This window comes from Pseudomonas arabinosi (assembly GCF_047758675.1).
GTDB classification, from domain to species: Bacteria; Pseudomonadota; Gammaproteobacteria; order Pseudomonadales; family Pseudomonadaceae; genus Aquipseudomonas; species Aquipseudomonas arabinosi.
In genome coordinates this window covers 412,715-437,282 of the sequence record NZ_CP180480.1, presented here as the reverse complement: position 1 = coordinate 437,282, position 24,568 = coordinate 412,715, and the positions used below count along the sequence as shown (strand labels likewise).

27 protein-coding genes and 1 pseudogene are annotated in these 24,568 nt (G+C 59.4%); 6 read left to right on the top strand and 22 right to left on the bottom strand.

Going from position 1 to position 24,568, the window contains the following annotated elements; genetic code table 11:
• Positions 1-15: 15 nt before the first annotated feature.
• From ACMXYJ_RS01940 to tssA, 12 genes and pseudogenes are all read right to left on the bottom strand, one after another.
• Positions 16-444, bottom strand: a complete 429-nt coding sequence (locus tag ACMXYJ_RS01940; protein ID WP_415758602.1) for a hypothetical protein — start codon at positions 442-444, stop codon at positions 16-18.
• On the bottom strand, positions 437-859 hold the full coding sequence (locus ACMXYJ_RS01935; protein WP_415758601.1) for a hypothetical protein: 423 nt from the start codon (positions 857-859) through the stop codon (positions 437-439). Before ACMXYJ_RS01935 ends, ACMXYJ_RS01940 begins: the two co-directional genes overlap by 8 nt.
• Positions 856-1,077, bottom strand: a complete 222-nt coding sequence (locus ACMXYJ_RS01930; RefSeq protein ID WP_123720195.1) for a hypothetical protein — start codon at positions 1,075-1,077, stop codon at positions 856-858. The genes ACMXYJ_RS01935 and ACMXYJ_RS01930 overlap by 4 nt, the downstream gene beginning before the upstream one ends.
• Positions 1,074-1,469 carry a hypothetical protein gene (locus ACMXYJ_RS01925; RefSeq protein WP_415758600.1) on the bottom strand — a complete coding sequence of 132 codons (396 nt, stop codon included), beginning with the start codon at positions 1,467-1,469 and terminating at the stop codon, positions 1,074-1,076. The genes ACMXYJ_RS01930 and ACMXYJ_RS01925 overlap by 4 nt, the downstream gene beginning before the upstream one ends.
• Positions 1,466-1,852: a hypothetical protein gene (locus ACMXYJ_RS01920; RefSeq protein ID WP_415758599.1), complete on the bottom strand. Its 387-nt coding sequence runs from the start codon at positions 1,850-1,852 to the stop codon at positions 1,466-1,468. Before ACMXYJ_RS01920 ends, ACMXYJ_RS01925 begins: the two co-directional genes overlap by 4 nt.
• Positions 1,849-2,202, bottom strand: coding sequence for a hypothetical protein (locus ACMXYJ_RS01915; protein WP_415758598.1), 354 nt, complete (start codon positions 2,200-2,202; stop codon positions 1,849-1,851). Before ACMXYJ_RS01915 ends, ACMXYJ_RS01920 begins: the two co-directional genes overlap by 4 nt.
• Positions 2,193-2,978: a hypothetical protein gene (locus ACMXYJ_RS01910; RefSeq protein ID WP_415758597.1), complete on the bottom strand. Its 786-nt coding sequence runs from the start codon at positions 2,976-2,978 to the stop codon at positions 2,193-2,195. The genes ACMXYJ_RS01915 and ACMXYJ_RS01910 overlap by 10 nt, the downstream gene beginning before the upstream one ends.
• A 147-nt stretch (positions 2,979-3,125) precedes the next feature.
• Positions 3,126-3,395, bottom strand: a pseudogene (locus ACMXYJ_RS01905) (PAAR domain-containing protein); the annotation flags it as partial.
• A gap of 10 nt (positions 3,396-3,405) precedes the next feature.
• A complete protein-coding gene (gene tssE, locus ACMXYJ_RS01900) occupies positions 3,406-3,813 on the bottom strand; it encodes a type VI secretion system baseplate subunit TssE (RefSeq protein WP_415758596.1) in 408 nt (135 codons plus the stop codon).
• 13 nt (positions 3,814-3,826) lie between these two features.
• Positions 3,827-5,302, bottom strand: coding sequence for a type VI secretion system contractile sheath large subunit (gene tssC, locus ACMXYJ_RS01895; protein WP_046045013.1), 1,476 nt, complete (start codon positions 5,300-5,302; stop codon positions 3,827-3,829).
• Positions 5,303-5,328: 26 nt separating this feature from the next.
• On the bottom strand, positions 5,329-5,844 hold the full coding sequence (gene tssB / locus ACMXYJ_RS01890; protein ID WP_415758595.1) for a type VI secretion system contractile sheath small subunit: 516 nt from the start codon (positions 5,842-5,844) through the stop codon (positions 5,329-5,331).
• 32 nt (positions 5,845-5,876) lie between these two features.
• Positions 5,877-7,433, bottom strand: a complete 1,557-nt coding sequence (tssA, locus tag ACMXYJ_RS01885; protein WP_415758594.1) for a type VI secretion system protein TssA — start codon at positions 7,431-7,433, stop codon at positions 5,877-5,879.
• 903 nt (positions 7,434-8,336) lie between these two features.
• Here tssA and ACMXYJ_RS01880 point away from each other — a divergent pair.
• Positions 8,337-8,732: a DUF6124 family protein gene (locus ACMXYJ_RS01880; RefSeq protein ID WP_415758593.1), complete on the top strand. Its 396-nt coding sequence runs from the start codon at positions 8,337-8,339 to the stop codon at positions 8,730-8,732.
• 89 nt (positions 8,733-8,821) lie between these two features.
• Here the strand turns inward: ACMXYJ_RS01880 and ACMXYJ_RS01875 are convergent, their stop codons facing one another.
• The 3 genes from ACMXYJ_RS01875 to ACMXYJ_RS01865 all read right to left on the bottom strand — a co-directional run bounded on the left by ACMXYJ_RS01875 (position 8,822) and on the right by ACMXYJ_RS01865 (position 10,635).
• On the bottom strand, positions 8,822-9,097 hold the full coding sequence (locus ACMXYJ_RS01875) for an HU family DNA-binding protein (RefSeq protein WP_003213368.1): 276 nt from the start codon (positions 9,095-9,097) through the stop codon (positions 8,822-8,824).
• 192 nt (positions 9,098-9,289) lie between these two features.
• Positions 9,290-10,438 carry an NAD(P)/FAD-dependent oxidoreductase gene (locus ACMXYJ_RS01870; RefSeq protein WP_415758592.1) on the bottom strand — a complete coding sequence of 383 codons (1,149 nt, stop codon included), beginning with the start codon at positions 10,436-10,438 and terminating at the stop codon, positions 9,290-9,292.
• 29 nt (positions 10,439-10,467) lie between these two features.
• A complete protein-coding gene (locus ACMXYJ_RS01865; protein WP_007954349.1) occupies positions 10,468-10,635 on the bottom strand; it encodes a rubredoxin in 168 nt (55 codons plus the stop codon).
• A 200-nt stretch (positions 10,636-10,835) separates the two neighbouring features.
• On the opposite strand from ACMXYJ_RS01865, the gene ACMXYJ_RS01860 reads away from it, so the two are divergent.
• Both ACMXYJ_RS01860 and ubiA read left to right on the top strand, forming a co-directional pair.
• Entirely contained in the window at positions 10,836-11,399 is a 564-nt protein-coding gene (locus ACMXYJ_RS01860; protein ID WP_415758591.1) for a chorismate--pyruvate lyase family protein, read from the top strand.
• Positions 11,399-12,289, top strand: a complete 891-nt coding sequence (gene ubiA, locus ACMXYJ_RS01855; RefSeq protein WP_056738620.1) for a 4-hydroxybenzoate octaprenyltransferase — start codon at positions 11,399-11,401, stop codon at positions 12,287-12,289. Before ACMXYJ_RS01860 ends, ubiA begins: the two co-directional genes overlap by 1 nt.
• 83 nt (positions 12,290-12,372) lie before the next feature.
• Here ubiA and ACMXYJ_RS01850 read toward each other — a convergent pair whose 3' ends face one another.
• Positions 12,373-12,759, bottom strand: coding sequence for a COG4315 family predicted lipoprotein (locus ACMXYJ_RS01850; RefSeq protein ID WP_415758590.1), 387 nt, complete (start codon positions 12,757-12,759; stop codon positions 12,373-12,375).
• Positions 12,760-12,910: 151 nt separating this feature from the next.
• Here ACMXYJ_RS01850 and phoB point away from each other — a divergent pair, with 151 nt between their 5' ends.
• The 3 genes from phoB to ACMXYJ_RS01835 all read left to right on the top strand — a co-directional run bounded on the left by phoB (position 12,911) and on the right by ACMXYJ_RS01835 (position 16,432).
• Positions 12,911-13,600, top strand: coding sequence for a phosphate regulon transcriptional regulator PhoB (gene phoB, locus ACMXYJ_RS01845; RefSeq protein WP_046045002.1), 690 nt, complete (start codon positions 12,911-12,913; stop codon positions 13,598-13,600).
• 81 nt (positions 13,601-13,681) lie between these two features.
• Positions 13,682-14,968, top strand: coding sequence for a phosphate regulon sensor histidine kinase PhoR (gene phoR / locus ACMXYJ_RS01840; protein ID WP_415760666.1), 1,287 nt, complete (start codon positions 13,682-13,684; stop codon positions 14,966-14,968).
• A gap of 123 nt (positions 14,969-15,091) precedes the next feature.
• Positions 15,092-16,432: a hemolysin family protein gene (locus tag ACMXYJ_RS01835; protein WP_415758589.1), complete on the top strand. Its 1,341-nt coding sequence runs from the start codon at positions 15,092-15,094 to the stop codon at positions 16,430-16,432.
• Between the two features lie 116 nt (positions 16,433-16,548).
• On the opposite strand, the gene ACMXYJ_RS01830 is transcribed toward ACMXYJ_RS01835, so the two are convergent.
• The 6 genes from ACMXYJ_RS01830 to ACMXYJ_RS01805 form a co-directional block, all read right to left on the bottom strand.
• Entirely contained in the window at positions 16,549-17,445 is an 897-nt protein-coding gene (locus ACMXYJ_RS01830) for a peptidoglycan DD-metalloendopeptidase family protein (protein ID WP_415758588.1), read from the bottom strand.
• A 208-nt stretch (positions 17,446-17,653) separates the two neighbouring features.
• Positions 17,654-18,604, bottom strand: coding sequence for a response regulator (locus tag ACMXYJ_RS01825; RefSeq protein WP_415758587.1), 951 nt, complete (start codon positions 18,602-18,604; stop codon positions 17,654-17,656).
• A 167-nt stretch (positions 18,605-18,771) separates the two neighbouring features.
• Entirely contained in the window at positions 18,772-19,533 is a 762-nt protein-coding gene (phoU, locus tag ACMXYJ_RS01820) for a phosphate signaling complex protein PhoU (protein WP_008150055.1), read from the bottom strand.
• Positions 19,534-19,604: 71 nt separating this feature from the next.
• Entirely contained in the window at positions 19,605-20,438 is an 834-nt protein-coding gene (gene pstB / locus ACMXYJ_RS01815; protein ID WP_046044998.1) for a phosphate ABC transporter ATP-binding protein PstB, read from the bottom strand.
• Positions 20,439-20,568: 130 nt separating this feature from the next.
• Entirely contained in the window at positions 20,569-22,239 is a 1,671-nt protein-coding gene (gene pstA / locus ACMXYJ_RS01810; protein ID WP_415758586.1) for a phosphate ABC transporter permease PstA, read from the bottom strand.
• Between the two features lie 15 nt (positions 22,240-22,254).
• Entirely contained in the window at positions 22,255-24,537 is a 2,283-nt protein-coding gene (locus ACMXYJ_RS01805) for an ABC transporter permease subunit (RefSeq protein ID WP_415758585.1), read from the bottom strand.
• Positions 24,538-24,568 lie beyond the last annotated feature (31 nt).

Here is a 24,568-nt window from a genome sequence, read left to right as displayed (position 1 = left end):
GCCTGGTGTTGAATCTCATGAATAAAACGTCCTGTAGAGCGCAACCGTCAGACCGGCACAGTCGTAGCCGGCGATCAGAAGGTACGGCACGATCAGGATCCAGCCGTAGGCCATGTAAGAGTCACTGAGCGGCCCGGCGACCAGACTGAACAAGCCATAAAGCATCCATGGCACGGCGTAGAACGGAATGAACTTCAAGGGCGCCAACCAGACCATCCGCAGTGCTTGTTGCTCGTTTCGGCTCTTGGCGGATCGAGAAGTCCACAGCGAAAACATCAACAGCCCGGGGATGCCCCACCACAACAGGTACACCCAATGGGTCTCGGATGAATCGAACGTGGAGTACTCGCCAATCCACAGGCCATAGGAAAAAATTACCAGCACCGCCAGCAATGGCCACCACAAGGCAACCATGAAGAAAGTCAGTCGCGCGCGGCTAAGCATGGTCGGCCCCCGACGCGATCTTCGAGGCTTTGGCGCCTGCAAATTTGCGCTTGTACCAGCCATCCAGCCCGGTGCTGAGAAGGATCGCCGTCAAGGTGAATGTCCCTTGGTCAATGCCATAGAGCAGCGCCCGCAGCGGATGATCCGGCAGCATCCACAAGAGAATCAGCCCCACCCAGATCGCCCACAGGATCAACTTCACTCGTAGCACAGGAATCAGTGCCAGCACCGCGTTGAAGACGAGGAAAAACTCGTAGATGAATTTGCTGGTGAGACGAATGTTCACGCCACGGGAAGTCAAGCCGCCGTAGGTCGAGATGTACCAGTCGGCCGCGAAGTTATTCAGAAACGTGTAACCCACACAGAAAACACTGTGGATCAACAGGCAGCAGATGATGCGCGCGGGCATGTTCATGCGGGAGGCACCGATGAGTAGCAACTGCCGGCGATTTCGATGGCCACCAACGAAATCAGGACCATGAAAGTCAGCGCGCGATGCAGCCATGACTGGCGCAGTCGCTTGCTGATTGCCGTAACAATCAGCAGAAAACTCACGATCGCGATGCCGCCGAACAGATTGCTGTCGGCGATGAACATCAGGTACATGCGCATCTCGTCCGATACGTCGATCATGGGCAAAAGACTCCATCCTTGAGTGTCCAGATACGGCGACTGCCATCGCGCTCACGCTTGATGCCAAGCAGGGCGTAGCGTATGTCGTCCGCACTGAAGAGACGCGTTTGTTCCGATCCTTTGACGGTCAGCGAGAAGTTGTCATCGACCCGTATATCGCCGTCTTCGTCGTAGGACAAGTAACTGGCCACGGCGAACTGCTTGCCCGGTGCAAGGACGCGCGGCTCCATCAGCGGCAGCCAGTTGCTGGCGTTCTGCGATTCGACCTGCAGCGGCACGCCGCAGGTATTCAACAGGTCAATTTCGTAGATGTACTTCAGTTGAGTCGTGCAGCCGACCAATAACAGGCAACCCACCGCCAACACAGACGCCACGAAGGAGAGAAGGTTCATGGGCGAGCCCCTCCTTTGTTCGGTGACATGGGCAGATACGAGTCGACATAGAGGTACTCGCCATCGGCGCTGTTGACCCGCGCCATCGTCAGCGGTTTGCCGTCAGGGGTTTGGAACCGGATCCAGCCCTCGCTATGGAGATCACCGGTTTCATATCGCACCTGCGCAAAGTAATCCGGCGGATTGGACCGGGTGATCTCGATGAAAAAGCCGCCATCCTGCGCCCCGCGCCATACCGCATCGGGGTGACCGGGCAATACCGGCGTTGATGTGTTGGCGGGACTCGAAGCAATGAAAAATGTCACGACCCCGATAATGGCCAACGCGCCAATCAGGCTCAGTAAATGATTGAGCCATTTCCACACCTGCATCCAAGACGTCATGGCGTGCACCATGTGCGGACATCGCGCTTGTCAAAGCCCGCACACTGATTGCCTTTGGCGATCAGCCGGTAAGGTGTTTCGGGGGTGTAGGCAAAGTAGTAATAGTTGAACCAGTCCTCACCATAGAGCCAGTACGACGAGGACCCCTGGTTGATTTCATACGGTTCGAACGTCCAGATCGACGACTGCGCCGGGATGAAATTCTCCCGGTCCATAAGCAACATCAGGGCGTTGGAAAACACGGGCGTCGTCCAGGCAAGGAGCGCGACTGCCAACAGGAGCACAGCCAGCCCCTTGGCCAAACGCTGTATGACGAATGCGCGCACGCTCAACCTGGCCATCAGCGACATTCGGCCACCGTCCAGCTTTCCCAGCCTTGCGTGCCGGGATACAAAACCGTCTCACCAAGGAACTCAGGGGCAACACTGGCGTTGCCCTCTCTCATCCACAGATACCATTCGGACGATTTGAGCAGCACGTCGTCTTTTGTGTACACACGATAAAAGTACGGGCTGCTGTACAACTCGATCATCCGCCCGACCGCACCCCACACTTTGTAGCCGGGGGCGTATCTGACGACATAGCACTTACCCGACTCGCTCCAGTCTTTATCCAAGGGCTTCGCCGTCAGGGAACTCACGATCTTCATGCCAAGGAAGACAACCAGCACGAAGAGGCCCATCAGGGCTGGGATCAATACTAGGGGCGAGGTAAATCGGCGGTTGCGAATCAAGACCTGGCCACTCCCCCGCGCTGCGCGCCAGCGGGTAAAAGCAGCATCGAGAACGCGGGTGAGCAAGATGGCGCAAACGGTCAAACCGCCCGCCAAGGCGCAATACGCCATGCCGCGAACGGGATACTGCGGCAGCATGTAAAACAGGATCGACAGCATCATGAAGATCGCCACGCCAAACTTGATGGCCAGGCGACGAATGAAGACCAAAACAAAATTCAAGAAGACGAAAAAGTAAAAAATAAAGTACATGCCCATACCGATGGCGACACCGCGAGACGTCAGCCCGCCGACGAGCTGTTTGTAGACAGGCACGGCATAGTTGTTCATGACGATGTAGAGCACGCAGGCCAGCGCATGCACGACCAGACCGATGATTCGTTCGCTATTCATGGTCAACCGCAGCCATGGCTTTATCGGAACGTAGAACCTTGCAGGCAAGCGGACCCATTGCCATGAGGAGGCGTTTTACCCAGATCACTTCGATACCTCCCTGCACGACGGTTTCATGGGCAGGACTACGCCGCCAAATGCCAATTACCCGATGATCACGGTCCCGGACCCGGCCGTAACCTTGTTGCCATGAGTCCCCACCGAGTCCACGGTGGCGGCAGGTTTGCCGTTAATCAAAACGGTCCCCGACAACCCACCGACCATCGCACCACCACACGCCGAGGCATCGCCTTGGCGGGCGGCCGCGAGGCCGTCGAAGAACACGTCGCCGGAACCGGCGACAATCGGGTTGGTGCCGTGACCGGGGAGCGGGCAAGCGGTAGGGTCGGTGACACGTGCTGCGGGTTTACCGGACATAGGAGTCTCCTTAGTTGACCTTGACTTGACCGCTGCCATCCAGGCGCGCGGCGAAACTGACCTGACGCTTGAAACCATCAACTTCCAGAAAGCCTTCAATGCTGAAGGACAGGCGAAGTTGATCGTGGTCACGCGGCAGGGAAATGACACGCACATTGCTCAGGCGTGGCTCGTAGGCTTCGATGAAATTTTCGATGGCCAGACGGGCCTGACTCAGGGAGTCGTGCAGGCTCAGACGCATGTCATTGAGATCGGGTAGCCCGTAATCGGACAGCGTTTGCACGCTGCCCGCACGGGTGCTGAGCATCTTGGCCAGATGGGCAGCCACGGACGCCATGGCGGAGACCTCGCGGCTCCAGCCGACGCGTTTGTCCGCGTCGCCACCCAGGCGTTCGAAAAGGCTGCCGTATCCAGTCATGAGTTAGCTCCGCTTACTCTTTGTCCAGCTTGCCAACCAGCGACAGGGTGAAATCGGCACCCATGTACTTGAAGTGCGGGCGCACGTTCAGGCTGACGCGGTACCAGCCAGGCTCGCCTTCAACATCGCTGACGATGATCTGGGCAGCGCGCAGTGGACGACGGCCACGGACTTCGGCACTTGGGTTTTCCTGGTCGGCCACGTACTGGCGGATCCACTTGTTCAGTTCCAGCTCGAGGTCGGTACGTTCTTTCCACGAACCGAGTTGCTCGCGCTGCAGCACTTTCAAGTAGTGAGCCAGGCGGTTGACGATCATCATGTACGGCAGTTGGGTGCCGAGCTTGTAGTTCAGCTCTGCTGCCTTGCCTTCTGCGCTGATGCCGAAGAACTTCGGCTTCTGCACCGAGCTTGCGGAGAAGAACGCCGCGTTGTCGGAGCCTTTGCGCATGGTCAGGGAGATGAAGCCTTCCTCGGCCAGTTCGTATTCACGACGGTCGCTAACCAGAACCTCGGTAGGAATCTTGGTTTCGATTTCGCCCATGCTTTCGAAATGGTGCAACGGCAGGTCTTCAACCGCGCCACCGCTCTGCGGGCCGATGATGTTCGGGCACCAGCGGAACTTGGCGAAGCTGTCGGTCAGCTTGGTGCCGAACGCGTAGGCAGTGTTGCCCCACAGGTAGTGCTCGTGGCTGTTGGCGACGGTTTCTTTGTACACGAACGATTTGACCGGGTTTTCTTCCGGGTCGTACGGGTTACGCAGCAGGAAACGCGGCACGGTCAGGCCAACGTAACGGGAGTCTTCCGACTCGCGGAAGCTCTGCCATTTGGCGAATTGCGGGCCTTCGAAGTGATCCTTCAGATCCTTCAGGTCCGGCAGACCGGTGAAGCTTTCCAGGCCGAAGAATTTCGGGCCTGCCGCTGCAATGAACGGTGCGTGCGACATGCAGGCAACGCTGGACACGTACTGCATCAGTTTCACGTCCGGCGAGCTTGGGGACATGAAGTAGTTAGCGATGATCGCGCCAACCGGCTGACCACCGAACTGACCGTATTCAGCGGTGTAGATGTGCTTGTACAGGCCAGCCTGCATCACTTCCGGCGAATCTTCGAAATCGTCCAGCAGGTCTTCTTTGGAGACGTTGAGGATTTCGATCTTGATGTTTTCGCGGAAGTTGGTGCGGTCGACCAGCAACTGCAGGCCACGCCACGACGATTCCAGGGACTGGAACGCCGGGTGGTGCAGGATTTCGTCCATCTGGCGGCTGAGCTTGGCATCGATCTCGGCGATCATGCGGTCAACCATGGCCTTCTTGACTGGCTCGCCGTTGTTCTGCGGCTTGAGCAGCTCTTCGATGAAGGCCGACACACCGCGCTTGGCGATGTCGTAGGCTTCGTCGTCCGGCGTCAGGCGGGTTTCGGCGATGATGCTGTCGAGAATGCTGTATTCGCCGTTCTCTTTGCTCTTTTGCTGTGCTGCGCTAGTGCTCATTGTTGGCTTCCTTGACTGATGATGGCTCAGACGTTCTGGGGGGCGTCCTGGGCTGCGGCGTTCAAGCCCAGCTCACCCAATACGCGACCGCGGGATTCGTCGTCGGCGAGAACGCCTTCGATGGCTTTGCGGAACGCAGGCGCGTTACCCAGCGGGCCTTTGAGGGCCACCAGCGCGTCGCGCAGTTCCATCAGTTTTTTCAGCTCAGGCACTTGCTCGACCAGGCTGGCCGGGTTGAAGTCCTTCATCGAGTTGACGCGCAGTTTCACGGCCAATTCTTCAGTGTCGCCTTCTTCCTGAAGACGGTTCGGTACGCTCAACGTCAGCTGCAGCTCTTGCTTGGCCAGCACTTCGTCGAAGGTCATCTTGTCGATGCTGATCGGCTTGCGATCTTCGACTTTACGTTCGTCCTTGCGGTGGGTGTAGTCACCGATTGCCAGTAGTTTCAACGGCAGTTCAATTTCTTCCTGAGCACCACCGGTGGCAGGTTTGAAAGTGACGTTGATGCGTTCCTTGGGGGCTACCGAGCCTTCTTTGGCCATGGCTATTCTCCTTGCGGTTGTGGCCCTGGGGCCTATTCGAGTACCACTTCGAGATCGAGGTGGCACAGCCTGCGATAAATCTCTTCCTTGCGTTCACGTACGGCATGGTTCTGCGGTAACAACTCGCAGCAGCTATGCAGTAAATGCAGCACTTCCAGCGCAAGATCGGGCTCCCAGGCGTTCAGGCCTGAGTCCTGTAATGTTTGGTCCAGGGTTTCGAGTTGGGTCCTGGCCAGTTCGTATTTCTTGGCCAAGAAGCACAGCCGCGCGAGGGCGAACTGCCAGAAGAACCGGACGCGTCCACCTTGGGCGCTTTGCAGGCCTTGCTTGAGGATCTGCACGGCGGCCTTGAGGCCGTCCTTGCGCAGGATCGGCAAGACTTCTTCCAGGGCTACTTCCCAAGCCGGCTGGCTGTCGGCGACTTCGACCTTGCGCGGCGCACTGGCGCTTTGCAGGTGCGGCATGACGTGGGCACTGACCCAGGCGCGGGTCGCCGGATCAGCAAACGGGGCGCCGTCATGGAAACGCAACTCGATGATGCCGGGCAGGCGCTGAATCAAAAGCGCGAAGTGGATTTCCACTTCGCGCATAGCCATCTCGGCGTTGAGCCCCTGGAGGCATTCCCAAACCATTCGTTGGCCATCGAACCAGAACGGCGCCTTCGCCAGGCTCGCCTCCAGTTCCACCAGCAGATCGGCGTATTTGGCCTGGTCGTAACGGTCCTGATAGGCCTTGAGCTTGTCGGCTGGCAAACCACGCAGAACGGTGATTTGCTCGGCATTGCGCTCGGGCACCGCGTCGATGGGCAACCACAACAGTGTGCGATTGAGGCGCAAGGCGCGCAGGTCGGTGGCTTTCTGCTTGAGCCACCAGGCACACAATGGTCGCGCGCTTTCCTGCTGGGCACGCAGGGCCTTGTGGGCTTCTTTCTCGTTATCGATCGGTGCGCCGGGGGTGAACAGTTGCGTGGCGGCTTGTTTGACCTGAGCCACCGCCGCGCCGACGACGCCAGGTTCCGGCTGATTGTCGGCGGCACGCTGGACCATGTTCTTCAGGCGGCGGGAGATCGGCAGCAGCAACGGCGCATCGTCGCCCAAGTACTCGGTGCAAGCGGCATCGAGACCTTCAAGGTGTTCGACCAGCCGCCGGAACATCGGCAACTGCTCTTTGATCGCGACGTTTTCGGTCAGTACCTGCTCAAGACGCGGTACCAGCCAACTGATGGCAGCGGAGCGGGTGCGGGCCTTGTTCGGGTGGACTTCGGCCCAGTGGCTTTCGCACAGGTAGTGCAGCAAACCGAGGCCGGCCAGCAGCCCTTGAAAGGATTCGCGCTGGTACAGCGCCCAGGTCAGCCAGGCGCCAACCCGCAAATCCTTGGACTGGGTGCGCAGGAGGCTTTCGCTGTTTTCGCGGATTTTCAGCCAGTCGATCTGACCGCTTTCGTGCATGGATTGGGCTTTGCCCAGCTCGCTTTCCAGCGCCTCATATTCGCTTGAAAAGCGAACGTCCTCGCCCGCGAAATTCTCTTTGGAAACAGAGGCTTTTGCGAGTTCGAGGTAATGAGCGGAAAGTTTGCTTGAGTAGGACATCCATGGCCTTTAGTTAGGATTACAGTCATACGTCTATTGGAGTTCCAACGACGCGAGACAGAATCAAAGAGCTGCGATGAGTCTCATCCAATTGAGTTCGTGCTCTTTCAAGTGCGCGCATCGTACTCACGATGATGGCCACTAGCAAGCATCTGGTTAAACAACAAGACGAAGTGTCTCTATTGCTCGTAGGAGATCTCCTCATATATCGCAAGGGATTCCCTGATATCAGTTTAATATTCCCTCACCCGGCGTATCGATCGGAAAGCACCGATTTAGAGCTATCGCGGCAATCAACCGCGGTCGCTGCCGATTGAATCGCTGCCACGCGTCTGAATCATGACAACAATAAAAAATATTAAATGTAGGAGGCTTCCGAAAGGCGCTGTCATATTTCAACAAATTGGGGCGACAACAGTCCGCATGAAAAGTGCCATCACAGTGATGGCACTCCATTCACAAAACAAAGTTCCACATTGGAACTTTCGGTATCGCGGAAATTTCATATCGGGTTTTAAGGAGTCTCAACATTTCCGATGGGTTAAACACCGCTCAATAGCGCTTGTTTAAAACGCCTCAAGGTTACTTCCTGCAAGCTACAACACCTTGCGCCGTTGCCAACGGCTACGCCAGAATCCGCCGGCTTGTGCGCCTTGGGGTCGGTCGGTAATTTGGTTCCTGTCACTGCCCATCAGTGATCGGGTTTAGCAGCCCGTGGTAGTTAGTGAGGTGCATAGCGTTTCCTTCAGTCAGGTATTTATATCCCTGCACTTGATGGTGGCTGTGCGTGGGGCGCCCTCGGGCGCGCCGGTTTGCTAACTCCCCGGTCTGCTAACCCGCGCACAGCCGCCACCCTTCGTTTAGCAGCGACGTGTGAACGGCTCCATTTCAGGAGTTAGTAAAATGTTCAAAGTCACCCCAAACCCGCCTGACTCTGATCCAGTCTCCCCCTACGAAAGCCCCGATTCAAACAAACTCAACGAAGCCGCCGAGCACGCCCTCGACCACCACCTCCCGCCAGCCGAGCCCAAATCACCAAAACGCAACGGCCAGCTCTTCAGCGTCTGCTCGGGCATCCACCCTGAAACCCTTCTCGCCAACGCCTCGGAAGATCTGTTGTCCATCAGCGCCATCGCCGCCAACCTCGCCGACGATGTGGACGGTTCCCGCCGCTCCGTAGCCTTGGCGCTCAGCCGCATGGCCGATGGGGTGCATTTGTTGGTGGAGCGAGTGCTGGATCATCTGGATGAACCCGAGATGGCGGCGATTTTCGCCAAGCAACAAAATCAAGTCAGCTGATTCGTCAGGCATAAAAAAATGGGCACCCAACCTCGTTGGCGTGCCCATTTTTTATCCCACTCACCCGCTACGCGGGAAGTCGGTGCGTGTTACGGATTAACGCTGTCTTTCAACGATTTGCCTGGCTTGAACGCAACAGTGTTGCTGGCCTTGATTTTGACGGGCTCACCGGTTTGCGGGTTTTTGCCGGTGCGGGCACCGCGGTGGCGTTGCAGGAAGGTACCGAAGCCCACCAGCGTAACGCTGTCCTTGCGGTGCAGAGCGCCGGTGATTTCTTCGAGAACGGCGTTGAGAACGCGGTTGGCCTGCTCTTTGGTGAGGTCTGCTTTTTCAGCAATTGCAGCGGCGAGTTCTGGTTTACGCATTAGTGAAGCCCCTTTGACGGTTTTTTGTTGTTATGTCCGTGCTGTTCTCGTTGGAACAGCGCCCAAAGCGCCGCAGGTGCTCTACTCTGCGGCAGACGGGAGTGAGGATGGCACGCAGCGAAGAGCCGCGCCAGTCTCGGCGCGACCTTTGTAAGGGCAAAAGAGGGGTGATTCCGACAGAACGACCGGTATTTACGCCAGCAGTGCCGGAAGCTCTTTGTTCAGGGCCAGTTTTTCCATCACCGCCGCGCCTGTCAGGGCATAACCCAGCAGTTTGCCGCTGGCATCGCGGCACAATACCTTGATGTCCGCGCCCTGCCCTTCGACTGTCCAGACGCCCTCCAAACCCCGTGGCGGCGGTGAAACCACCAAGGGGCAGACCGGCGTTTTGACGGTGATGGGCATCGGGCCATAACTGACCGCCGTCGGGTTTCCGGCGAGGGTCTGGGCCAGCGCTCTCGCACAGCTCATGAGGGGCATCACGTACAACAGATTCAGCCCATCGACTTCGGCGCAGTCGCCCAAGGCAAAGATATTGGCGTGGGAGGTTTTCAGGTGGCGATCGACCACCACGCCGCGATTGACCTGCACACCGGCCGCCGCCGCCAGGTCGATGCGCGGACGCAGGCCGATGGCCGACACCACCACATCGCAAGGGATCACCTGGCCATCGGACAGATGCGCTTCCAGTCCGTCAGCAACGCGCTGCAAGCGATTGAGCACCGGCCCGAGGTGGAAGCGTGCGCCGAGGCTTTCCAGCCCGGCCTGGACCGCAGCGGCCGCCGCCGGGTGCAACAGGGTCGGCATGACCTGCTCGCACGGTGCAACCAGTTGCACCTCGTAGCCGCCAAGGATCAGGTCGTTGGCGAACTCGCAGCCGATCAGACCGGCGCCCAGCAACAACACCCGACGCTTGCCGGCCGCCGCTGCGCGAAAACGTGCGTAATCTTCCAGATCGTTGATCGGGAAGACTGCGTCAGCCGCATCGCCTTCGATCGGCACTCGCACGGTTTCCGCGCCCCAGGCGAGGATCAGGTCACGGTAAAACACCGCTTCCTCACCGATCCACAAACGCTTGTGGCCAGGGTCGATGCCGCTGATGCGCGTGTGCGTCCGCACTTCGGCCTTCAACTGCTCGGCCATGGTGCCGGGTTCGGCCATGCTCAGGCCGTCGGCGTCTTTGTTTTTGCCGAAACCGGTGGAGAGCATCGGCTTGGAGTAGGAGCGTCCGTCATCGGCAGTAATCAGCAGCAGCGGGGTTTCGCCATCGAGTTTGCGAAACTCCCGGGCCAGGTTGTAGCCAGCCAGCCCGGTGCCGACGATCACGACAGGTGCGTTCATTCCTTACTCCTCTAAATGTCTTAAATGTCTTAGTTGATTTCGATCATTTCGAAATCCATCTTGCCCACGCCGCAGTCCGGGCACAGCCAGTCTTCCGGCACGTCTTGCCACAGGGTGCCCGGCGCAATGCCGTCATCCGGCCAGCCGTCGGCCTCGTTGTAGATCAGGCCGCAGACCACACATTGCCACTTTTTCATTCACGTACATCCTCAAGATTCAGGCTTTTGCCGGCGCGAACGGTCGATGGTTGGAGCGCTGCCGTCCGGCTCAGCGCGTTTTGTACTGATCGTGCCCGACAGATGCAAGCCTGTTCGACGCAATGGCCGGCCGGAGCAATCAAAATCGCAGGCTGACATGGTAAGCTCGCCGCCTCATTTGCTGCCAATAATGACTCACTGTGCCGCACTCAAAATCCCCTGCCGCGACCCCGCTTTGGCTCCCTCGAAGCCAACTGACGCCCCTCCCCGACACGTCTACCCTCGACTGGTTGTTCGATGAAGGCTCTTTGACCCGACGGCTGATCCGTTTGTCGAATGACGGTTTCAGCGTCACGCCAGTCTTCGAAGGCTGGCAACCGCTTCGCGCCGACGAATGTGCCGCGCTGGACCTGGCCGAAGGCAGCGAGGGTTGGGTTCGCGAGGTGTATCTGTACGGCCACGGCGAAGCCTGGGTGTTTGCCCGCAGCGTGGCAGCGCGCAGTGCGTTGCAGGGCGACGGATTGCACATGGACGAATTGGGTAGCCGCTCCCTGGGCGAGTTGCTGTTTTGCGATCAGGCGTTCCAGCGCCGCGCTATCGAGGTTTGTCACTATCCTCAGGAGTGGCTGCCGATGGAGTCCCGGGCACCTGAACTGTGGGGCCGCCGTTCGCGTTTCGACCGCGGCGCCTTGAGCGTGCTGGTGGCCGAAATTTTCTTGCCGACCTTGTGGAACGCTACCCGCGCCCATCCGGAGAATTGCTGATGTACCAGAGCCTGCTCAAGTCCCTGAATCGCTTGAATCCACGGGCCTGGGATTTCATTCAACTGACCCGCATGGACAAACCGATCGGCATTTATCTGCTGCTGTGGCCGACGCTGTGGGCACTGTGGATTGCCGGCAAAGGGTCGCCGTCGCTGGCCAACATCGTGATTTTCGTCCTGGGCGTGGTGCTGACCCGCGCCGGCGGCTGCGTGATCAACGATTGGGCAGACCGCAAGGTCGACGGCCACGTGAAACGCACCGAACAGCGGCCATTGGTGAGCGGCAAGATCAGCTCCAAAGAAGCGCTGGTGTTCTTCGCGCTGCTGATGGGCGTGAGTTTCCTGCTGGTGTTGTGCACCAATGCGGCCACGGTCTGGTTGTCGTTCGGTGGCTTGGCGCTGGCCTTCACTTACCCGTTCATGAAGCGCTACACCTATTACCCGCAAGTGGTGTTGGGCGCGGCGTTCTCTTGGGGCATGCCGATGGCGTTCACCGCCGAAACCGGTGAACTCCCGGCGGCGGCGTGGTTGCTGTGGATCGCCAACCTGCTGTGGACGGTGGGCTACGACACTTATTACGCGATGACTGATCGCGATGACGACTTGAAGATCGGCGTGAAATCCACGGCGATTCTGTTTGGCGAGGCGGACCGGGTGATCATCCTGACGCTGCAAGGGTTGGCGCTGGGTTGCCTGCTGCTGGCCGGGTCGAAATTCGAGCTCGGTGGTTGGTTCCACTTGGGGTTGCTGGCGGCAGCGGGGTGTTTTGCGTGGGAGTTCTGGTACACCCGTGGCAAGGACCGGATGCGTTGCTTCAAGGCGTTTCTGCACAACCATTGGGCCGGGTTGGCGATTTTTGTCGGGATCGTGCTGGATTACGCATTGCGCTGATTTCCACGCTTTATGTAGCACTCTGCGATTTTGTAGCAGCTGCCGAACAGGTGTTTCGGCAGCAGCTCCAGGCTTTGGGTCGCTTACTTCTGCGACTCGTGGACGACGTGCCAGACATCCTTCATGCCGTCACCCTTCATTTCTCCAGGTTTTTCGTCCTTCACAAACGTGTAGAGCGGCTTACCGTCATAGGCATATTGCATCATGCCGTCATCACGCTTGATGACACTCCATTTGCCTTCGGCCTTGGCGCCCGCCGGCGCCATCATCGGTGGCCAGTTCTTGGCACATTCATCGTTACACATGGACTTGCCACCGGCGTCCTTGTCGAATGTGTAAACGGTCATTCCCTTGTGATCGACCATCATGCCGCCCTTCATCATGGCCGGGTCGGCAGCGAAGGCCATTGTCGGCAAAGCCAGAGCAGCGGCCAACATCAGAGCCTTAAAGGAGAACGTGTATTGAGTCATGGAAACCTTCTCTTGTGGTTGTCAGGATTCGGACTTAGAGCTTAGTTCAGGATCATGACAATCGCCGGGCGACTAAAATACTGTCACACGACTGCAATAATTCCGTTATCTAATGCGGCGCAAGACAGTTAAATGACAAGAGGATTAAGGCATGGTTGGCAGGAGCATTCTGATCGTCGACGACGAAGCGCCCATTCGCGAAATGATCGCCGTTGCGTTGGAAATGGCCGGCTATGACTGCATGGAGGCTGAGAACTCGCAGCAGGCCCACGCCATCATTGTCGACCGCAAGCCGGACCTGATCCTGCTCGACTGGATGCTGCCCGGCACGTCCGGCATCGAGCTGGCCCGACGCCTCAAGCGCGATGAGCTGACCGGGGACATCCCGATCATCATGCTCACCGCCAAGGGCGAAGAGGACAACAAGATCCAGGGCCTGGAAGTCGGCGCCGATGACTACATCACCAAACCTTTTTCCCCACGTGAGCTGGTCGCGCGCCTGAAGGCCGTGCTGCGCCGTGCCGGCCCTACCGATGGAGAGACGCCGATCGAAGTCGGCGGCCTGCTGCTGGACCCGATCAGCCACCGCGTGACCATCGACGGCAAACCCGCCGAGATGGGCCCGACCGAATACCGCCTGCTGCAATTCTTCATGACCCACCAGGAACGTGCCTACACCCGCGGCCAGTTGCTGGATCAGGTCTGGGGCGGCAACGTTTATGTCGAAGAGCGCACCGTCGACGTGCACATCCGCCGCCTGCGCAAAGCCCTCGGCGACGCTTACGAAAATCTGGTACAAACCGTGCGCGGTACCGGCTACCGGTTCTCCACCAAGGCCTGATCCGGACCTTTCCCGCCCGACAAGCTGACAAGGACGCGCGTTCAAGTGAACCAAAACTGGCATGGCACCCTGATCCGCCACATGCTTTTGCTGGTGACCGGCTGCCTGGTGATCGGCCTGATTACCGGCTATTACGGCTGGAGCCTCGCCGCGGGCCTGGGCCTTTACCTGGCCTGGACCCTCAAGCAACTGCTGCGCTTGCACGAATGGCTGCGCCAGCAAAAACCCGATGAGGCACCGCCCGATGGCTTTGGCCTGTGGGGCGAAGTGTTCGACAGCATCTACCACCTGCAGCGTCGCGACCAACGTGTGCGCGGGCGACTGCAAGCGGTGATCGATCGGGTCCAGGAATCCACCGCTGCGCTGAAAGACGCAGTGATCATGCTCGACAGCGACGGCAACCTCGAATGGTGGAACCGCGCCGCCGAAACCCTGCTCGGCCTCAAGACGCCACAAGACAGCGGCCAGCCGGTGACCAACCTGGTGCGCCATCCACGCTTCAAGGAATACTTCGAGCAGGACAGCTACGCCGAGCCGCTGGAAATCCCTTCACCGATCAACGATCGCCTGCGCATTCAGCTGTACATCACCCGCTACGGCAACAACGAACATTTGATGCTGGTGCGCGACGTGACGCGTATCCATCAACTGGAACAGATGCGCAAAGACTTCATCGCCAACGTCTCCCATGAATTGCGCACGCCGTTGACAGTGATCTGCGGTTATCTGGAAACCCTGCTCGACAACGTCGAGGACGTGAACCCGCGCTGGTCCCGTGCCCTGCAACAGATGCAGCAGCAAGGCGGACGCATGCAGACGCTGCTCAACGACTTGCTGCTCTTGGCCAAACTGGAAGCCACCGATTACCCGTCGGACAACCAGCCGGTGGCTATCGACGGCTTGCTGCAATCGATCAAGAGCGACGCTCAGCAACTGTCCGCCCAGCGCAATCAGAAGATCACCCTGGAAGCCGACCCGACGATTCTGCTCAAGGGCAGCGAAGCCGAGTTGCGCAGCGCGTTTTCCAATCTGGTGTTCAACGCGGTGAAATACACACCGGCCGAGGGCAATATCCGCATTCGCTGGTGGGGCGATGAGCAAGGCGCACACTTGAGCGTGCAGGATTCCGGGATCGGCATCGACAGCAAACACCTGCCGCGCCTGACCGAACGCTTCTACCGCGTCGATTCCAGCCGCAACTCCAACACCGGCGGTACGGGGCTCGGGCTGGCGATCGTCAAACACGTGCTGCTGCGTCACCGCGCGCGGATGGAAATCAGCAGTGTGCCGGGCCATGGCAGCACCTTTACCTGCCATTTTGCGCCGGCCCAGGTCACCAAATCCCGGGTCATCAGCGCCACCGACTGATACCGGCCGGCACGCGCCACTAGGCAATCGCACGGTCAGCCGCTACATTGGCTGACTTGTGCCTGCCCTTCAGGCACCGCATTTCCCCCTTTTTTGAATACACGGAACCCGCAAAACTCCATCATGGACCCATCCCCTGGCTTGACCCTCGCGACACTCTTCGCCGATTTCGGCATGATTCTTTTTGCTCTGATCCTGGTTTTGCTCAACGGCTTTTTCGTTGCGGCGGAATTCGCCATGGTCAAATTGCGCTCGACCCGGGTCGAAGCCATCGCTGAAAAAAACGGCTGGCGCGGACACATCCTGCGCACCGTTCACAGTCAGCTCGATGCTTACCTGTCGGCGTGCCAATTGGGTATCACCCTCGCCTCCCTCGGCCTCGGCTGGGTCGGTGAGCCGGCGTTCGCGCACATCCTCGAGCCGATCCTTGAAGCCGTCGGCGTGCAGTCGGCCGAAGTGATCAAAGGCGTGTCGTTCTTTGCCGCGTTCTTCGTCATCTCGTACCTGCACATCGTGGTCGGTGAGCTGGCCCCGAAATCCTGGGCCATCCGCAAACCCGAACTGCTGTCGCTCTGGACCGCCGTGCCGCTGTACCTATTCTATTGGGCCATGTACCCGGCCATTTACCTGCTCAACGCCAGCGCCAACACGATCCTGCGGATCGCCGGCCAAGGTGAGCCTGGCCCTCATCACGAACACCATTACAGCCGTGAAGAACTGAAACTGATCCTGCACTCCAGCCGTGGCCAGGACCCGAGTGACCAAGGCATGCGCGTTTTGGCCTCGGCGGTGGAAATGGGCGAGCTGGAAGTGGTCGACTGGGCCAATTCCCGGGAAGACCTGGTGACGCTGGAGTTCAACGCGCCACTGAAGGAAATTCTGGCGATGTTCCGTCGCCACAAGTTCAGCCGCTACCCGGTGTACGACAGCGAGCGCCAGGAGTTCGTCGGCCTGCTGCACATCAAGGATTTGCTGCTTGAGTTGGCCGCACTGGATCACATTCCCGAGTCGTTCAACCTCGCCGAACTGACCCGGCCGCTGGAGCGGGTTTCGCGCCATATGCCGCTGTCGCAGTTGCTGGAACAGTTCCGCAAAGGCGGCTCGCACTTCGCCCTGGTCGAAGAAGCCGATGGCAACATCATCGGTTACCTGACCATGGAAGACGTGCTGGAAGTACTGGTCGGCGACATTCAGGACGAACACCGCAAGGCTGAGCGCGGGATCCTCGCGTACCAGCCGGGCAAGCTGCTGGTGCGCGGCGACACGCCGCTGTTCAAGGTCGAGCGCCTGCTGGGCATCGATCTGGACCACATTGAAGCCGAAACCCTCGCCGGGCTGGTCTACGAAACCCTGAAACGGGTGCCGGAAGAGGAAGAAGTGCTGGAAGTCGAAGGCTTGCGGATCATCATCAAGAAGATGAAAGGGCCGAAGATCATTCTGGCCAAGGTGTTGATGCTCGATTGATTGCAATGCGGGAAACCGCATTGACCCCAAAAGATCGCAGCCTTCGGCAGCTCCTACAGGGAATCGCAATCCAATGTAGGAGCTGCCGAAGGCTGCGATCTTTTGCCTTTATGGCCTCACTGTTTGCCGAGCGCAAAGTTCGGCAGGCTGCCTACCGGCTGATTGAACTGGTACGGAATTGACACCAGCCCCAACCCGGTATTGCGCTGCACCACGAAATGCAGGTGCGGCCCGCTGCTGTTGCCGGTATTGCCCGACAAGGCCAGCGGACTCCCCACCGACACCCGTTGCCCCTCGCGAACGCTCACCGAACCTTGCTTGAGGTGCAGGTACACGCCCATCGTCCCGTCATCGTGCAGCACCCGCACGAAATTACCCGACGGATCGGTGCCGCGCCCGGTCTGGGCATTCTCGGTTTTCACCACCACACCGCCACGCGCCGCGATGATCGGCGTGCCTTCAGGCATGGCGATGTCCATGGCGTAGCGGTTCTTTGGACCGAAGTGGCTGTATTGACCGTTGGCGCCCTGACTCAGCCGAAACGGTCCGCCACGCCACGGCAGCGGGTATCGATAGGCCATGGCGGCCCCTGAAGGGTCGCCCAGGGAGTATTCAAATTTTGGGGTGTACGCGAGCGGCCTTTCGGGCTGCGTGGCCGTGAGCAGCGCCAGACGAATACTGCTGCGTGCCGGCATCACCCGGCGGATCGGTCGGCTCGGCGCACCGCTGACGTTCTTCAGTCCGCCGAAGCTCAACTCGATTTCTACCGGCGCATACAGGTCATTGCGCACGTAAACGCTGTCCACGCCCTTCTTCTTCGTGATGACGACGTACACCTGGCGCTCAAGATTCTCGACCATGCGATCACGAAAAACGAGCACCTTGGAGCCCGTCGTGGGGCGGTCGCTGTAGGAGACCACGCCATTGGTGTCGGTGGACTTGTAGATCGTCATGGCCATCGCCGAGGCGGATGCCATGAAAAGACCGCAGAAAAACAGCAGGCGCGCGAGCATGGGCAAGATTCTGTCGAGTAAGTCCTGGGTAGGAGCCTAGCAGCTGCAATGGACCCGGGTAGTCGGCAGATGTTTCAAAATGGGCAGTTCATCGGATGTGTGGTGAATCTGATGGCCCCTTCGCGAGCAGGCTCGCTCCCACAGGAGAATGCATTCCAATGTGGGAGCGAGCCTGCTCGCGATGGCGGACTATCAGGCGAGGCGAGGCTTAAGCGCCGGGTATGAAATGCTTCTGCGCCGTACCACGTGCTATCAACCGCGAGATGTAATCGAGCTTCTGCGCATCCTGGTCGACGAAGCGGAAGGTCAGTTGCAGCCAGTCGCTGTCGGGTTTCTGCTCGTGGGCGACGATGGCGTGCAGGTAGCCGTTCAGACGGGCGGTTTCGGCGTTATCGCCCTGCTCCAGGTCGAGCACGGCGCTGTCGAGCACTTGCGGCAGGGTGTCGGTGCGTTTCACCACCAGCAAGGCTTCCTTGAGACTCAAGGCCTTGATCACACATTGCGCAATGCCGTTCGGCAGGCGCAGTTGGCCCTGGCCACGTCCGCCCGTTGGCGCTGCGGAGGACGCTGGAGGCTTGATCGGCGGGCTGTTGAGCAGACCGCGAGACGGCGCTGCAGCCGGGGCTGGCGCGGCGGCGACAGGTTTGGCGAACGGGTTGACCGGTGCCGCGGCGGGTGCGACCACGGCAGCCTTGCCGCCGGTCAATGCACTCAGGGAATCGTTGCCGAACGCCGAGTTCATTTTGGTCGGCGCGCTGTTCATCAAGGTATCGAGCTTGCCGACCTTGTTCAGGGCCTGCTTGACCTTGGTCAGCAGTTGCTCGTTGGTGAATGGCTTGCTGACGTAGCCCGAAACCCCGGCCTGGATCGCCTGGACGACGTTCTCTTTATCGCCACGGCTGGTCACCATCACGAACGGCATGGTCTTGAGGTTGTCCTGCTCGCGGCACCAGGTCAGCAGCTCCAGGCCGGACATTTCCGGCATTTCCCAGTCGCACAGGACCAGGTCGAACGCTTCCCGAGCCAGCAAGGCCTGAGCCTTCTTGCCGTTGACCGCGTCTTCAATCCGGATCCCCGGGAAGTAGTTGCGCAAGCACTTCTTCACCAGGTCACGAATGAACGACGCATCGTCCACGACCAACACACTGACCTTACTCATCCATCACCCCTTTAAAAAATCCCGGCAAGCATACCGCTTTGCTGATGGCACATTGCCAAAAACCTTCAGTCACGCCGGGACTTTTCGTTCGCGGGTGCTGCTTTCGAATTCATCAACCACAAACAAAAACGCCCGGCCAAAAGGCCGGGCGCTTTTCTCAGGCAATCTTACTTATCGTCAGCTTTGCCCGGAACATTAGCGGTTTCACCACTTGTGCCTTCAACTTCTTCTTTCATGCGCTTGAGGCCCAAGTGCCGCACGTCGGTGCCGCGCACCAGGTAAATCACCAGCTCCGAAATATTGCGTGCGTGGTCGCCGATCCGTTCCAGCGAACGCAGCACCCAAATGATGCTCAAGACCCGCGAGATAGAGCGCGGGTCTTCCATCATGTAGGTGGCGAGCTCGCGCAGCGCGGTTTTGTATTCGCGGTCGATGATCTTGTCGTACTGGGCCACTGACAACGCCAGGTCGGCGTCGAAGCGGGCAAAGGCGTCCAGCGCATCGCGAACCATGTTGCGGACCTGGTCGCCGATGTGGCGAACCTCGACGTAACCTCGCGGGGCTTCGCCTTCTTCACACAACTGGATGGCGCGACGGGCGATCTTAGTCGCTTCGTCACCGATGCGCTCCAGGTCGATCACCGACTTGGAGATGCTGATGATCAAACGCAAGTCCGACGCTGCCGGCTGACGGCGAGCCAGAATGCGCAGGCATTCTTCGTCGATGTTGCGTTCCATCTGGTTGATCTGGTCGTCGATCTCGCGAACCTGCTGGGCCAGGCCGGAGTCGGCCTCGATCAGCGCGGTCACCGCGTCGTTGACCTGCTTTTCCACCAACCCGCCCATGGCCAGGAGGTGGCTGCGCACTTCCTCGAGCTCAGCGTTGAACTGCGCGGAGATGTGATGGGTAAGGCCTTCTTTACTAATCATGTTGGCGTCCTTGGAGCGTCCGGTAAGGTGCGGTGGACCGCAGCGTCAGTTCAGTGAGCAACAACAGCTTCCTAGCCGTAGCGACCCGTGATGTAGTCTTCGGTCTGCTTCTTCGCCGGATTGGTGAACAGGGTATCGGTGTCGCCGAATTCCACCAGTTTGCCCATGTACATGAACGCCGTGTAATCGGAAACCCGCGCGGCCTGTTGCATGTTGTGGGTCACGATGACGATGGTGAACTTGGATTTCAGTTCGTAGATCAGCTCTTCGACTTTCAGCGTGGAGATCGGGTCGAGTGCCGAGCACGGTTCGTCGAGCAGCAGCACTTCCGGCTCCACGGCGATGGTGCGAGCGATCACCAGACGTTGTTGCTGACCACCGGACAAGCCCAGCGCCGACTCATGCAGACGGTCTTTGACTTCGTCCCACAGCGCCGCGCCTTTCAACGCCCACTCGACGGCTTCGTCGAGTACGCGTTTTTTGTTGATGCCCTGGATGCGCAGGCCGTAGACCACGTTCTCGTAGATGGTTTTCGGGAACGGGTTCGGCTTCTGGAACACCATGCCCACGCGACGACGCAGCTCGGCCACGTCTTCGCCCTTACGGTAGATGTTGTTGCCGTAGAGGTTGATCTCGCCTTCGACACGGCAGCCATCCACCAGGTCGTTCATGCGGTTGAACGTACGCAGCAGCGTGGACTTGCCGCAGCCGGACGGGCCGATGAAGGCGGTCACGCGCTGTTTCGGGATGTTCATGCTGACGTCGTACAGCGCTTGTTTGTCGCCGTAGAACAGGCTCAGGCCCGGCACTTCAATCGCGACGGTTTCCTGTTCAAGGCTCAAGCTCTGTTTGTCGCGGCCCAAGGCAGACATGTTGATGCCGTGGGTATGTGCTTCGTGCTGCATGGGAGGCTCCCTGTGCTAACAAATTCGGTTCGGTTTTTGTGGGAGCGAGCCTGCTCGCGATTCAGGCAACGCGGTCAATCTGTAAACCGCGGTGATGCCATCGCCAGCAGGCTGGCTCCCACATAAGAAATCAGCTATCCAGCGCCTTGTACTTCTCGCGCAGGTGGTTCCGGATGTACACCGCCGACAGGTTCAATGTGGCGATCACCAGCACCAGCAGCAGCGCCGTGGCGTACACCAGCGGCCGCGCAGCTTCGACGTTCGGACTCTGGAAGCCGACGTCATAGATGTGGAAGCCCAAGTGCATGATCTTCTGGTCCAGGTGAAGGTACGGGTAGTTGCCGTCCAGCGGCAGCGACGGCGCCAGTTTCACCACACCTACGAGCATCAGCGGCGCCACTTCACCGGCGGCGCGAGCCACCGCGAGGATCATGCCGGTCATCATCGCCGGGCTGGCCATCGGCAGCACGATCTTCCACAAGGTTTCAGCCTTGGTTGCGCCGAGGGCCAACGAGCCTTCGCGCACGGTGCGAGGAATCCGCGCCAGGCCTTCTTCCGTGGCCACGATCACCACCGGCACCGCCAGCAGCGCCAGTGTCAGCGAGGCCCAGAGCAGACCCGGCGTACCGAAGGTCGGTGCCGGCAGTGCTTCAGGGAAGAACAACCGGTCAACCGAACCGCCCAATACGTAGACGAAGAAGCCCAGACCGAACACGCCGTAAACGATGGCCGGAACACCCGCGAGGTTGTTCACCGCGATGCGGATCAAGCGCGTCATGGTGTTCTGTTTCGCGTATTCACGCAGGTAAACCGCTGCCAACACGCCGAACGGGGTCACGATCATCGCCATGATCAACGTCATCATCACGGTGCCGAAAATCGCCGGGAAGATCCCGCCTTCGGTGTTCGCTTCACGCGGATCGTCGCTGAGGAATTCCCAGACCTTGCTGAAGTAGAAGCCGATCTTGGTGAAGGTGTTCATGCTGTTCGGCTGATAGGCATGAACCACTTTGCCGATACCGATTTCGATCTCTTTGCCGTTGGCATCGCGGGCCGTCAGGCTGTCGCGGTTGAACTGGGCGTGCAGGTCGTTCAGGCGGGCTTCGATGTCCTGATAACGCGCGTTCAGTTCGGCGCGCTCGGACTCCATGTCCGCTTGCGCGGTAGCGTCCATCGTGCCGGCCAGTTCCAGCTTGCGACCGTGCAGACGGACGCGCTCCAGCCCTGCGTTGATTGCGCCAATGTCGGTTTTTTCCAGGGTCTTGAGCTGCGCGGCGAGCTTGTTGACGCGTTCCACTCGTGCCTGCAACTCAGGCCAGGCGGCTTCGCCTTCGGCGATGACCTTGCCGTCCTGTTTGACGTTGACCAGGTAGCCGTAGAAGTTGCCCCACTCACGACGCTCGATGGCCATCAGCTCTGGCGGCGTCTTCTGGTTAGTCAGCCACTCGCCGACGATCCAGGTGAAGTCGTTGCCGTTCAGGTCACGGTTGCCGACCTTGATCAGCTCGCGGGTCATGAACTCCGGGCCCTGATCGGGCACCGGCAAACCAGCGCTTTTCAGGCGCTCGCGTGGCACTTCTTCTTTCTGCACCACTTCGCCGATGACGAGGTGATTTGCCTGGCCCGGCACGTCGTAACTGGCGTGCACCAGGTCCGCCGGCCAGAAATGGCCCAGACCGCGCACGGCAATCACTGCCAGCAAGCCAATGGTCATGATGACCGCGATGGACACCGCGCCACCGCTGATCCAGACGCCCGGGGCGCCGCTCTTGAACCATCCTTTCAGGGAGTTCTGTTTCACAGACTTCTACCTTTCTTAAAGCGACGAGTATTTCTTGCGCAGACGCTGACGAATCAGTTCCGCGAGGGTGTTCATGACGAAGGTGAACATCAGCAGCACCAGCGCCGAGAGGAACAGCACGCGGTAGTGGCTGCCGCCGACTTCCGATTCGGGCATTTCCACCGCGACGTTGGCGGCCAGGGTGCGCAGGCCTTCGAACAGGTTCATTTCCATAACCGGCGTGTTACCGGTGGCCATCAGCACGATCATGGTTTCACCGACCGCACGGCCCATGCCGATCATCAGCGCCGAGAAAATGCCCGGGCTGGCGGTGAGGATCACCACGCGAGTCATGGTCTGCCACGGCGTCGCACCGAGGGCCAGGGAGCCAAGCGTCAGGCCACGTGGCACGCTGAACACGGCGTCTTCGGCGATGGAGTAGATGTTCGGGATCACCGCGAAGCCCATGGCCAGACCGACCACCAGAGCGTTGCGCTGGTCGTAGGTGATGCCCAGGTCGTGAGAGATCCACATGCGCATGTCGCCGCCGAAGAACCAGGTTTCCATGTACGGGCTCATGTACAGCGAGAGCCAGCCCACGAACAGGATCACCGGAATCAGGATCGCGCTTTCCCAGCCGTCCGGCACCCGCAGGCGCAGCGATTCAGGCAGGCGACTGAAGGTGAAACCGGCGACCAGGATGCCGATCGGCATCAACAGCAGCAGGCTGAAGATGCCTGGCAAATGTCCTTCAACATACGGTGCCAGGAACAAGCCAGCGAAGAAGCCGAGGATCACCGTCGGCATCGCTTCCATCAGCTCGATCACCGGTTTGACCTTGCGGCGCAAGCTTGGGGCCATGAAGTAGGCGGTGTAGATCGCCGCCGCGACGGCCAGCGGCGCGGCCAACAGCATGGCGTAGAACGCAGCCTTCAAGGTACCGAAGGTCAGCGGAGACAAACTCATTTTCGGTTCGAAGTCGGTGTTGGCCGCAGTCGATTGCCAGACGTATTTAGGCTCGTCGTAGTTCTCGTACCAGACTTTGCTCCACAACGCGCTCCACGATACTTCCGGGTGCGGGTTGTCCAGCAACAGTGGCTGCACCTTACCGTTGGCCTCGACGATGATGCGGTTGGCACGCGGCGACAGACCGAAAATGCCTTGGCCTTCCACCACCTGATCGACCAGCAACGTGCGGTGAGCGGTACTGTGGAAGACGCCGAGCTTGCCGGACGCATCGAGGGCGATGAAGCCCTTGCGACGTTCTTCGGCGGTGATTTCAACGATCGGCGCAGTGCCCATCTGGAAGTTGCGAATCTGCTTCAGGCGCAGCTCGCCGTCCGGGTCGCGCGCCATGAACCATTGGGCCAGACCACCTTTGGAATCGCCGAGGATCAGCGAGATGCCGCCCACCAGTTGAGTACTGGCAGTGATCTGCGCTTCGCCATCATCCAGCAGTTTGTAGCGACCGTTGAGACTCTTGTCGCGCAGGCTGAACACATCGGCCTGGGCCCGACCGTTAATCACGTACAGCCACTGCTGACGCGGGTCGACAAAGATGTTCTTCACCGGCTCGGTCATCTGCGGCAGATCGATGCGCTTCTGCTCATTGGTGACTTCGCCGGTCATCATGTTTTCTTCGCTGGTCAGCGACAAAACATTGAGTTGCGAACCGGTGGAACCAACCAGCATCAGGGTCGAATCGGTCGCGTTAAGGCTGACGTGCTCAAGGGCTCCGCCCGCCTCGTTCAGCACGATCGGCGTTTCGCCATACGGGTACTCGATGGCCGGCGAGATGGTTTTTTTGCCGTCCGGGTAGCTGACTTTGTAAGTGTGACGGAATACCAGTGCCTGGCCGTTGGACAAGCCCACCGCCACCAATGGATGGCCTGGTTGGTCTTCGCCGATAGAAGTCACGCTGACGCCGGCCGGAACCTTCAGATCGACGCGTTTGAGTTCAGCGCCACTGTCGATATCGAAGAACAGTGCCTGGCCCTTGTCGGAAACCCGCATGGCGACCTGGTTCTGTTCTTCCAGGGAAATCATCAACGGCTTGCCGGCGTCTTGCATCCAGGCGGGCGTGATGGCGTCCTTGGCAGTCAGGTCGGCGCCCTGAAACAGGGGCGCGACAACGTAAGCGAGGAAGAAAAAGATCAGCGTGATCGCGCCGAGAACGGCGAGGCCGCCCACGAGGACGTACCAGCGGGTCAGGCGATCTTTGAGCGCGCGGATGCGGCGCTTGCGTTGCAGCTCAGGCGTATTGAAGTCAATTCGCTTGGGGGGATTAGTAGTCATGGTGGAATTGGCCAGATCATTCATTCGCACACCCTAGCGATCCTGTATGACAGAA